This window comes from Neochlamydia sp. TUME1 (genome assembly GCF_000813645.1).
GTDB lineage: Bacteria > Chlamydiota > Chlamydiia > Chlamydiales > Parachlamydiaceae > Neochlamydia.
In genome coordinates this window covers 1-11,714 of sequence record NZ_JRXI01000129.1, presented here as the reverse complement: position 1 = coordinate 11,714, position 11,714 = coordinate 1, and the positions used below count along the sequence as shown (strand labels likewise).

Here is an 11,714-nt window from a genome sequence, read left to right as displayed (position 1 = left end):
TTATTTGTTTAATCCTATTTTATATTTTTTAAGTTTATATCCCACATTCCGCAGGTTAAAGCGATGTTTTCAAGCTCAAAAATTTTCTAAGCAAACGAGAGGTCCTGAATAGTTACTTTAGAGTTAAGAAATTATATTTGTGGTAAAAAAAGCATTAACTTTTAAAAGCTGACTCATCCTTTAAAAACAGGTTTTTTATTGGAGGATAAGTTTTTTTATCCCGGTGCTTGTGGAGAAGGATCAGCCATCTTAGCTACTTTCTTAAACAAGTAGATGTAGCCATTTGCATTCGATGTACGCGCTTCCGAGAGGGTAAAGGAAGCTATATGATCTTTCAAATCATCAGCATGATACCATTGAGATTTTCCACTATGGGGATTAACTCCCATAACATTTGCCTTGTAATGACCTGCATTTAAAGTTCCTTCTTGTAAGACAGCTCCTACTAATTCATATTCGTAATCTTTATCTGTTTGATCTTTAAAAGCTTGGGAGAAGTTAATGCGATGGCTGTTAGGAAAGTTTAGAGGAGTGGAAATTTTTTTAGATTCGTACCGCGTTGGGGGATAGGAAGGAGGGATAAGTTTTTCCTCTTTTAGCATTTCCAGTGCTGTTTTCTTTGCCTCTTCTTTACTGATGGAGCTTGCTCTATCCTTTTTAATTAATTGTTTGGCCCTGTTTTTAATAAGTTGTTCATATTTATCTTTTCTCTGGGTGGACACAAAGTATTTATAACGTTTTACATGTACAAGAATAAACCCACGTTCTTTAATTTCTACTAATTTCTCTTGCTCACTATATTGGGTTACTCTTCTCACCTCTCCATTTTCTTCTCGATCAAAAGAGCACCCGGGCTCTTTATCAAATACTTGTGGGCGATAAGCTTCATTTAAAATTTCTTGGAAATTCGTTTGGTCCGAAAGAAGGGGGAGCCTTAAAATTGATGTACTATCTTCTCGGAAATGGGATATATCCTTAAAAATGGTCCCAGGTAAACCTTTGATTTCTTTTTCAACTTTAAAAAAAGGTAGGGAAAGATAGGAAAAGAGTGCTGTTATAAAAACATCAGCATCGTATTGCGCGCCTCTATTTACGAACTCAGCATCCAGCAAGGGAGTAGCTTTTTCTAGGCATTTTGCTGCTGAAGTGATGGCATCTTGATTGCCTAATTGCAACGCTTCACTTAGCAGATGAATGGAATCAAGTAAAAGTGTTGGATCAATAGGCTCTAAGGGCAGTTTAGGCTTTTGAATGATCTCATTGATTTCAACCTCAGGAGCCTTAGGAAAAGCAAGGTTTTCCATAACAGGTGGCACAGGCTCATTGTCTTGAGGTTTTGCAGGTGGCGCAGTGGCATGGTCCGCGGCCTCCCATCTCTTTTTTTCTTCCAAATAAATATCCCAAGCTTGTTTTTCTTCTTCGTAGCGTGGAAAAGTTCTTTGATATTCAGTCTCAGCTCTTTTTTGAGCTAATGAATAGGCTTTAAGTTCTTTTCTAAAGTTTTTCAAAGCTTTAAGTTGGTCAAGCAGCAGTTGTTTGCGTTGCTCACATTTAGTCTGGTAATTTAACAAGCACTCATTATATTCATCCATTTCCTTATTGTAGGTGTCTACTAACATAGAGCGTTCTTGGTATTTTTCTGCTACCAACTGATGAAATGAATCGCCCATCACCCATAACAGCTGGATAGCAGCATGAAACCAGCAATTGTTTTGTTTATTCTTAAAAACTGGAGGCATGCTCAATGGTTTTTTAGCTCCATGACCCTTAGCTACTTCTAAGTTGTCTTTTAGCTTTTGTAGCAAATTAACAAATCCGCTTTCTATTTTTAAGGAGGAATCCATCTGCTGAGGAGATTTTAAAAGTTCTAACTTTGTCTGTGCAGTTTTTAAAGTTTCTTTCCATCCATTTATTTTTTTGCCAGTTTTGCCTTTTTTTAAGGAAGCAGGTAGATTAGAAATTTTATCTAAGAGGTTATTAATCTTAGATTTTGCTTTTTCTAAAGCTTCCTTATTTACCCCAGGTTCAGTCTCTAGCAGCTCGGCCTTTAACCTTAGCTGTAAAACATTTGCCTCGAGTCCGTCTAGAAAAGCTTGTTGTGTAAGAGGACTTTCTATTATAGGTGGTGCTTCCTTACCTATTAAGGTAGAATGCGTAGGATGAGGAAAGATTTGCATTTCTTGGCTTACGCGTCTTCCAATATATTCTTCGTCATCATCTTCCACGAATTCATCGAAATCTTCATGAGAATCTTTAAAGCAGCACTTAAAAACGTTAAAAATTTTGCTTGGTATAGACTTCAGCCAGGTAACTATTACATTGAGTTTGTGGCAAAGCTTTTCCCATAAAGTAATTTCCTTTATTTTTGGTAAAGCAATTTTATCTACTCTTTGAGCTTGTTGATTCGGTACTTTCCTCTCTTCCGTGTTAGAAATAGGGTTGACAAAAAGAGGAGGAGCCACCGGAGGAAGGGAAGGAAAATCTTTATTCATAAGAGATACCACTGCTAGGTTTACAATTAGTATAGCAGGCGATTTTTAAAAAGTAAATTAAATATACATAAAAAACCTTTTAATGAATAAATTTATTTAGCTTTGCCTAAAGCATACAGCCTTATGTTCTTTGCAAGCTAAAAGAACGTAATTAGGAAAACTTTAGAGAGGAAATAACTATAAAGGTAAAGTTAGCAGGTTGTTTTTTTTCATTATTGGGAGGTTAAAATAGCATGAACTTTAAATGCCTAAGGATATTAAAAAATCAAAGGAAACCAATTTTATCTGCTAGGAGCAATAGCTAAAAAGCTAGCTAGTTGCCATAAGATAATCAGCGGATAGGCTTTAAAAAAAACTAGTTAGGCATATAATTTTCTACCCCTTATTTTTCTACTTAAGATTAGGATTTTGCTAAGGGTATGATTGTATAAGGATTGGCTCCTACGCGTATAAATTAAGCTTTGCCAAAAGGCTTCTTAATTTAGGGGGTGGGGTAAGTGTATTGATGAAAAAATGTAGATTTTTAGAACAAATTTTTCTTTCCTACTAACTTTTAAGAGTTAATGCGTGCTAGGGTTTCTTGGAGTCGCTCTTTATGCATTCTATACCTATAAAGAGCTTATTTTTTACGAGGAGAGCCCACTTAATAGAAAGGTTGATTTTTTTGTTATACAGATAGAGTTTCTTTAAAAGCTATGGATATACATCCTAGAATAAGCAAGGGGGGCAACAGTATGCTTGTGCTTTAGAAAAGCTGGGAAATAAAAGGCCAACAAAATGCAAGGAGAGAAAACTGTTGCTAAACAAGAAAAAAAATTTATTAGGATAAGGTGGATAGAAAAATTGGCCCATCAAGGTTTTTGAAGTAAAAGCAAATTTTTAGCTATTAATGAGTTAATTAAGCTTTTTTTTGAGTAGAACAGCTGAAAAAGCTGGCATCTGTAATAATGGCTGTTCAATCCACGGCTCTTGTCCCTCCTCATAAAAATCATAGGGAGAGGGGTTAGCCGTGTTGATGATTAATTGCCAGCATTGAGCCTTCTCAAGCATAGGGATGAAAATTGTTTGAGGAATATTTTGTGCATTAAAAGCACAATAAAGAATTGCGTTTTCTTCTCTAGCAAGCAAAGTAAAAGCTAAAAATTGTGTTTCTTTATCCCACTCTATTTTTTCTCCGTCAGTTCCTCTCCAGAAAATATCCTGTTCGTTTAAAAATCTTCCTTGTTGCAGAGCTGGGGTTTGCTTTCTAAATTTAATCATTAAGCGATAAAAACGGTAAAATGCTGCATTCTCTTGAAGTTTATCCCACAGGAACCAATTAAGCTCATTATCTTGGCACCAAGTATTATTATTACCCTTTTTTGTATGAGCATATTCATCCCCCATTTGTAACATGGGAATTCCTTGGGACATCATTAAAGCTAAATGAAAATTACGCAGCTGCCGTTCCCTTAGATCGTTAATATGCAAATCCTCCGTGGGCCCTTCTAGACCACAGTTCCAGCTTTCATTCTGGTTGGTACCATCCTGGTTGTTTTCTCCATTTTCTAGGTTATGCTTATGATTGTAGGCGACTAAATCGTAGAGAGTAAATCCATCGTGGGCCGTTATAAAATTGATGCTGCTTAAAGGTGAATGAAAGCTATAAATATCTTGAGAACCTGCTAGGCGAGAGGCAAACAGATCTTTTGTGTAAGGCGTTCCTTTAATAAAGCGTCGAACAGTATCTCGATAAAGGGCATTCCATTCACTCCATCGGTTTTTTTTAGGGGAAAATGTTCCTACTTGATAGAGGCCAGCAGCATCCCAAGGTTCAGCAATTAAAATTGTTTGCGAAAGGACAGGATCATAAGAAATCGCTTCGACAATAGGAGCTGTTTCAAGAACTTCCCCTTGCATACCACGGTTAAATATAGAAGCCAGATCAAAGCGAAAACCATCTACGCGCATTTCTACAACCCAGTAGCGTAAAACATCCAGAATAAAATGCTGAAGAATAGGATGATTAGTGTTGAAAGTATTCCCACAACCTGTAAAATTCATGAATCTGTTTTCTTTATCTTTCAAATAATAAGTATTACAATCAATACCTTTAAAAGAGGTAAGGGGGCCATCTTCATTCCCTTCATTCGTGTGATTAAGAACAATATCCAGGATTACTGCTATGCCTGCTTTGTGAAAAGCTTTTACCATTTTTTTAAACTCCTGTAGAGCTGCCCAGGGAGCAAGGCTGAATGCATAACGATTCATAGGAGCAAAAAAGTTGATAGAGGAGTATCCCCAATATTGAAATAAATTTTTTTGAAGAGAAAGATGAGGGAATGGGTATTCACATTCATTGAATTCTTGAATGGGAAGTAATTCAACAGCATTAATGCCTAACTGTTGTAAATAAGGAATTTTTTCTATCATTCCTAAATATGTTCCGGGTGCCTTGACTTGGCTGGAGGGATGTTGAGTAAACCCTCTCACATGCATTTCATAAATAATCAAGTTTTTATGCGAGATTTGGGGTTTTTTATCATCTTCCCAGTCAAATTTTTCTTCAGGATAAAGCAGCCCTAAAAAAAGAGGATGATCTTTGTTAGGCGCCTGGCGCCTAGCTCCCCAAATTTTAGGAGAAATAACAGCTTTAGCATACGGATCTAATAGATAGCTGAAGGCGTCAAAATATTTATCGGGGCCTCCTACCTTATAAGCATAACCTAACGGCTTGCTAAGAGTAGTCGCCAGAAAAAGGTGCCAGATATCGCCCGTTTTATTTAGAAGAGGATCCAAAGAGAGTTCTATAAAGGGTTGATTAGTGGGAGAATCGAATAAAGCTAAAATGACCGATGAAGCTTTCGATGAAACTAAAGAAAAGTTAACCCCATCTTGTTGCCAAGTAACTCCCAAGGGAAACGGACTTCCAGCTCCAACTTTATAATTAAAAGTATTCATTCCTGCATTTTATAAATATAAAGGTAATTTTATAAAATGATTTTTTTAAAATCCAAAGGTTTAAAGGTAAAGAAAACCTAGCTTAGGGGTCCAAGGGGAGTAAAGCCTTATAGAGAAGATAGGATGCTGGAGCCTGGAAAAGTAAAAACTTAGCCTTTTTTAGGCTTTATTGGTTGAATTTATAAAAAAATAAGGGGGTGATGAATTGTAAACTGCCTTAGAAACATAGAGAGGTGTAAATAACCAATTTTTTTACTAAGCACTTGATTTTAAGAAACTTAAATAATTCTCTAGGCTTGTTAGATGTTCTATAGCTTCAAGGGTTTTTTCTGCTTGCTAAAATTAATTGATTCTTATTGCTAAACAAGAATATAATTGAGTTAATGAAGCTTAAAGTTAGATCAAGAGAGTAGTAATCTCTCAAAAGGTCTTTGCTTAATAAGTGATGCCACCTTGGTTTAATGATAGGATAATAAAAAATTCGCAGAAATGTCCTGAGGAGGTTTTAACATGTCTTTTGAAAATGCGAAGGAAAATCTCAAAGAATTTGGTAAAGAGTTAGGCCTTGAAGGGCTTGAATTCGATGAAAACAATACGTGTATATTAGGGATAGATGACGAATTTTCATTGCATCTTACCTATGAGCCTAATTCAAAAAGGCTATATTTGTACTCACCCCTACTAGATGGCCTTCCAAAAGATAATAAAACCAAGCTGCGTCTTTATGAGCGTTTGCTTGAGGGCTCGATGCTTGGTGGCCAAATGGCTGGAGGCGGAGTTGGAGTAGCTGTTAAAGAAGAACTCATTTTGATTCACTGCACCATCGAAATGGAGCATGCTGAAGGCAATAGATTGCGCGCTTTTGCTCCTTTATATGTTGAAACTGTTGAAAAATGGCGCAAGACATGCCAAGAAGTATGCGACGGACGCGATGAAGCACATCAGCCTGATTCACCTTCTTTATTAGGAGATCTATCAGATGGACCTTCCATGGGACCCGGCGGGAAGACCCCAGGATTTATCAAAATCTAATCCTAGATATACCGCAAGGCATGTAGGTGTCTTGCGTATACCTGTTTTTAGATGCTTTATAAATGTCTGTTAATTTTCTCTATTCTCTAAAAACTTTCCTTTTAATGTTAAAGCTTCCTTAGCTTCAGATCCTTATTAGCAAGCTTCCTTGTAAAAATTATTAGAAATACATTTTCTTTCCCTCTTAAAAGAAGGTGCATTTTTGTTGACTTTTGAAAAACTATTTAAGGGGACACTTAACTGAAAAGCTGTTTTTGATTTGCAACAGCTCAGATCAAAAAAAAAGTTTTACTTTATATTGTGAATCTTTGGAGCAGTCCTTGATTTTTGCCTTGATTTTTGCTCGATTGATACTCTATTGTATAGATTAAAATAAAAGTATCCTTGAAAAGGTACAATATGAACAAAATTAGCGAGGTTTAATAAAATGATTATCATTGAAATCGCAGGCCATTTAGGGACAGATCCCGAAGTTCGTTTTACACCAGGTGGCCAAAAAGTTACTATGTTACGCTTGGCAACGAATACTCGTAAAAGTGGGAAAGATGAAACAGTTTGGTGGCGTGTGACCATTTGGGGAGAGCGTTTTGATAAGATGATGCCTTATATAAAAAAGGGTAGCGCACTTATTGTAATTGGCGAAATGGGCAAGCCTGAAATCTATACAGATAAAGAAGGACGTCCTCAAGTATCTCTTGATTTAACAGCAGAAATGATTCGCTTTAGCCCCTTTGGTAAAGCAGACCGAGCTGGTCAAGAGCCCTCTGGTCAAGCCTCTTATGGCCAAGCTTCTACTCCTTCTTCCTACAATAGCCCGAGTGCTTATTCTGAACCCTCTTATACTTCTCAATCGACAGGGAATACAGGCTATTCTTCCTATCCTGGCAATCAATCAAGTTATAAGCCGGCTCCTAATGTACCCGATGATGATAATATTCCCTTTTGATCCAACTAAGGATGGCGTGAATGCGTTTTTTTTCCTCCTCTAATGAAGATAGCAAAAAATTTGAGCTGCTTGTTTTACCTTTTTGGCAAGGGAAAAAGCAAGCAGAAAAGGCGGCTCAAATCGATCGATATGCTTCTCATTTTGCTCCCCTTATGATGCAGGATTTTTCCGCAAAAGAAGGTGAAATTCTGGTAGTCTATGATACCAGCACCAAGGAGGGCAAAAGGCTTGCTTTGATAGGGTTAGGAGCTAAAGAAAAAATTGATACAGAAAAATTACGCCGTATATATGCTAAGTTAACCCACTTATGCCATCAAAAAAATATCAAAAATATTTGCCTCTTTTGCCCCCAGGTAGATACTTTAGCAAAAGATGCCCTCCTTACTGGTATAGCGGAAGGAATTTTATTAGCTAATTATAATTTTGATGAACTTAAGCAAGTCACCAAAGCTGAGCATTCTGTATTATTGCAGCAAGTGACCTTTATCAATCTATCTAAGCAAGAGCTAGCGATTGCGCAACGCTGTGGTAAAATTGCTGAAGGTGTTTACATGGCACGCGACTTGGTAAATAGGAATGCCGATGAGGTTACCCCTCAATACTTATCAAGCTTTGCAAAAGCTCTTGAAAGTAAGCTTCCTCATGTGAAAGCGACTATCCTTAATAAAAAGCAGATAGAAAAAGAGAAATTAGAATTGCTTTTAGCTGTGAATAGGGGCTCAACCAGCGATCCTGCCATGATTATTTTGTCCTACCAAGGCCATCCCCTATCTAAAGAACATACAGTATTAATTGGTAAAGGGATCACCTACGATACCGGGGGCCTTAATTTAAAACCTGTAGGCTCAATGGAAACGATGAAAGCTGATATGGCAGGAGGTGCGGCCGTACTAGGCGCTCTCTATGCTGCAGCTTCTTTAGGGCTTGAGGTTAATCTAACGGTAGTAGTGCCAGCCACAGAAAATAGTATTGACTCTAATAGTTTTAAACCAGGGGATGTCTACAAGAGTTGCAAGGGATTAACAATTGAAGTTAATAACCCTGATGCTGAAGGTCGCTTAGTCCTTGCAGATGCAATCACTTATGCCATTAAGTATTTAAAACCCACTCGTCTTATCGATGTTGCTACCTTGACGGGAGGCATTGATGTGGCTCTTGGTCCCGAAGCTTGCGGCGTGTTTTCCAATAATGATGACCTTGCAAATGCTTTAATGCGCTCAGGCTCAAAAACGTTTGAAAGAGTCTGGCGTTTACCTTTGTACGAGGAATACCACACTTATCTAAAATCAGATATTGCGGATATGAAAAATAGTTCCGGCCGTTCTGCTAGCTCTATTACCGCAGCTATGTTTTTACAAGAATTTGTGGAGAAACTCCTTGGGCTCATTTGGATATTGCAAGCACGGCATTTTTCAGTGAGAAAAAACGCTACCATCCAAAGTATGCTACAGGGTTTGGGGTGCGATTATTAATAGACTTTCTTTCTGCAAAAAACTGAGCTAAAAAATACTGTGACGGATAGCTTCTCAAGTTGCTTGTGAGGCTTTCTATAAAATTTTCCTCTCCTTCCTTCTCTGAAAAATTGGTTTCAATTTTTCTCTGTAAACTTTTTTTTCACCCTTTTCTCTCTCATAAATTTTTTTGTAAGTCCTTCTAACGTTATCTTTACCGTCCTCTTTTTTTATAGGCTACCTCTTAACTTGGAGGCCATTCGATAAGAATTTTTTTCAAGCATACTTTACAAAAAATTTAAATAGATAGATCAATAGAAGTCTTAATGAGGTGATATTATGCCGAGCCTTCGATAATATAATTTTTTAGTTTTCCAGCTAATGCACATGGTAAATCTACCCTAATTAAAACATCATTTTCTTCATAATCTTGATGGATAATATTGCCTAAACGCATGACTTCACTCACTTTATGGTATTCAAGCTGGGGGATTTTTAAGGTGACTGAAGTACGTCTTCGATTGAGCTCTTGAATCATCTGCTCTAATAAATCTTCAAAGCCAATTTTATTAAGGGCAGAGATGCAAACAGATTTGGGATAAAGAATGCGTAGGCGTGTAATTTTCTGGGGATCATTACATACATCCATCTTATTAAGTACGGTAATGATGGGTTTATTTTCAGCATTCAGTTCTTTTAATACCTCGTAAGTGGTGGCGGCTTGCTCTTCTGCCATAGGGTGGCTAATATCTACTAAATGAAGGAGAATATCTGCTTGCAAAGCTTCTTCTAATGTGCTTTTAAAAGCAGCAACAAGTAAGTGAGGGAGTTTGCGTATAAAGCCCACCGTGTCAATCAATAAAATTTCTTGATTATTAGGTAATAAATATTTACGTGTAGTGGTATCAAGAGTAGCAAAAAGTTTGTCTTCGACAAAAACTTTAGCATCAGTTAAAGCATTAAGAAGCGTAGATTTACCCGCATTTGTATAACCTATAATGGCGAAAACCGGAATTTCTAATCGAGTACGAAGAGTGCGCTGTGTGAGGCGATTAGCTCGTACTTCATGAATTTCATTTTGAAGGCTATCCATCTGTTTTTTTAAAATTCGCTTATCAATTTCGATTTGCTTTTCACCTTCCCCCTTGAGGTAGGCTCCTCCACTTTTACCTCCTGTACCCGCTTGGCGCGATAGATGAGACCATAAGCGTTTTAAACGCGGTGCTTGATATTTAATTTTAGCTAGTTCAATTTGTAGACGCGCTTCTTTAGTGTGTGCTCGTTGAGCAAAAACTTCTAAAATAACTCCCGTACGGTCTATAACAGGCATTTTAAAAATATTTTCCAAATTGCGTTGCTGGCCTGGTGAGATTTCATCATCAAAAATGACTAAATCTACTTTTTGCTCTTGTGCCATCCGCAAAAGTTCTTGTAATTTACCTTCCGTGACAAAAGTAGAGGCATCATATTTACGCACCATACAAGGAACTTTAGAGTTAACATGAATGCCATAAGTTTCAGCAAGTAAGGCTAGTTCATCCAGATGCTCTTCGCAGATTGTGCGAAAGTTAGATCCTTTATAAACAGAAACAAGTAAAGCTTTTTTAGGCTGCTGATATTCGTCTTCCGAGGATTCTAGGATTTTTGGTTTAATAGAGGGCATACATTTACTCTTTATATTGAGGAGGTTAAGGGGATTTCAAAATCAATCTCTAAGCCATCGTAAGCTAATTGATAGTTTGGTGGAAGCTTGGAATTAGTATAATCATGCTCCAGCTCATGAGCGATGTGAGTAAACCATGCTTGGTCAGCACCCACTTTGGAAGCAAAATCTATCGCTTCTTGAACATTGAAGTGTAAAGGGGAGGACTGCTGACGCAGACAGCTTACCACTAAAGTCTCTACTCCTTGCAAATCTTCAAAAATAGTTTGAGGGTAATGGCGGATGTCAGAAATGTAGGCAAAATTGCCTACTTTAAAGCCATTAACTAACATGCCACCTTGCTGGTAGGTTACATAATGAATAGGTAATCCTAGAAAATTTACTTTTCCTCTTTCAGACTTCAGATAATGCAAAACAGATCGAGTCGTTAATTTTTCTGTGGAAGAAGTTTTATCAAAAGCATAGGGAAAACGCATTTTTAGCTCCTCTGCTGTAGCTTCAGCCAATAGGCAAGGGATAGGCTGCTTGGAACGGGCATTAAGGATCCTAAGCTCGTCAAATCCTCCTGTATGATCATAATGAGCATGCGTTAAGATTAAGCCATCAATCTGTTTAATATGATGGTGAAGCATCTGAGTGCGAAAATCAGGACCGCAGTCGATGACAATTTGTTTATCATGGATTTTAATCAGCCCAGAGGAGCGTAAGCGTTTATTGTAAGGGGATTCTGAACGGCAAACTGCACATTCACAACCAATTACCGGTACTCCCAATGAACTGCCTGTTCCAAAGAATAAAAATTTGCCTGCAATTTTCATGAAAAAACACTCATAGAAAAATTATAAGTTTTGTCTTTATTAAAAGTTCCCAAGGAAAAGTTTGTGCTTATTACTGAATGAATATAGGCTGTACTCTCTTTATCGTTTGCTAGAAATTTTGCACTAGCTTGAGGAAAGATTTCGCGGTTTTTAAGAATAACAGCGTGCATAGGCTTTTGCATAGTTAGGCTATTTATCTATAGTAATCAAGCAAGAATGCATGTAGCCATCCTGCTCAGATTTGTTTAAAAATTTTATTATTTGCTTTATGAGCGAAAGAATTATGGTTAAAATTCTAATCAGCTTTAAATATAAAAGTTCTTATTATACAGTGTATGAGGAATAATGCAAGATGGCTTATTGTATTTTAAC

At 37.2% G+C, this 11,714-nt stretch carries 6 protein-coding genes and 1 pseudogene; 3 read left to right on the top strand and 4 right to left on the bottom strand.

Annotation, left to right across the window (positions count from 1 at the left end):
- Nucleotides 1-215 precede the first annotated feature (215 nt).
- Nucleotides 216-2,492 carry a hypothetical protein gene (locus DB41_RS05985; RefSeq protein WP_039385438.1) on the bottom strand — a complete coding sequence of 759 codons (2,277 nt, stop codon included), beginning with the start codon at nt 2,490-2,492 and terminating at the stop codon, nt 216-218.
- An 894-nt stretch (nt 2,493-3,386) separates the two neighbouring features.
- Nucleotides 3,387-5,432 (bottom strand): glycogen-debranching protein, encoded by a 2,046-nt coding sequence (locus DB41_RS05980; RefSeq protein WP_039385436.1) that lies wholly within the window; start codon nt 5,430-5,432, stop codon nt 3,387-3,389.
- 510 nt (nt 5,433-5,942) lie between these two features.
- On the opposite strand from DB41_RS05980, the gene DB41_RS05975 reads away from it, so the two are divergent.
- The 3 genes and pseudogenes from DB41_RS05975 to DB41_RS05965 all read left to right on the top strand — a co-directional run bounded on the left by DB41_RS05975 (nt 5,943) and on the right by DB41_RS05965 (nt 8,908).
- A complete protein-coding gene (locus tag DB41_RS05975) occupies nt 5,943-6,464 on the top strand; it encodes a CesT family type III secretion system chaperone (protein ID WP_039385434.1) in 522 nt (173 codons plus the stop codon).
- A 427-nt stretch (nt 6,465-6,891) separates the two neighbouring features.
- The gene (ssb, locus tag DB41_RS05970) at nt 6,892-7,410 is read left to right on the top strand and encodes a single-stranded DNA-binding protein (RefSeq protein WP_039385432.1); all 519 of its coding nucleotides are present in this window, start codon (nt 6,892-6,894) and stop codon (nt 7,408-7,410) included.
- Between the two features lie 20 nt (nt 7,411-7,430).
- A pseudogene (locus tag DB41_RS05965) lies at nt 7,431-8,908 on the top strand (leucyl aminopeptidase).
- Nucleotides 8,909-9,198: 290 nt separating this feature from the next.
- On the opposite strand, the gene hflX reads toward DB41_RS05965, so the two are convergent.
- Complete coding sequence (gene hflX / locus DB41_RS05960) at nt 9,199-10,524, bottom strand: GTPase HflX (protein WP_039385430.1); 1,326 nt, start codon at nt 10,522-10,524, stop codon at nt 9,199-9,201.
- Nucleotides 10,525-10,535: 11 nt separating this feature from the next.
- A complete protein-coding gene (locus tag DB41_RS05955) occupies nt 10,536-11,342 on the bottom strand; it encodes an MBL fold metallo-hydrolase (RefSeq protein WP_039385429.1) in 807 nt (268 codons plus the stop codon).
- Between the last annotated feature and the right edge of the window lie 372 nt (nt 11,343-11,714).

Bases quoted from the DNA above. Each gene is read 5' to 3' on its own strand.
- hflX (WP_039385430.1), bottom strand. From the start codon at position 10,524: ATGCCCTCTATTAAACCAAAAATCCTAGAATCCTCGGAAGACGAATAT.
- DB41_RS05955 (WP_039385429.1), bottom strand. From the start codon at position 11,342: ATGAAAATTGCAGGCAAATTTTTATTCTTTGGAACAGGCAGTTCATTG.
- ssb (WP_039385432.1), top strand. From the start codon at position 6,892: ATGATTATCATTGAAATCGCAGGCCATTTAGGGACAGATCCCGAAGTT.
- DB41_RS05975 (WP_039385434.1), top strand. From the start codon at position 5,943: ATGTCTTTTGAAAATGCGAAGGAAAATCTCAAAGAATTTGGTAAAGAG.
- DB41_RS05980 (WP_039385436.1), bottom strand. From the start codon at position 5,432: ATGAATACTTTTAATTATAAAGTTGGAGCTGGAAGTCCGTTTCCCTTG.
- DB41_RS05985 (WP_039385438.1), bottom strand. From the start codon at position 2,492: ATGAATAAAGATTTTCCTTCCCTTCCTCCGGTGGCTCCTCCTCTTTTT.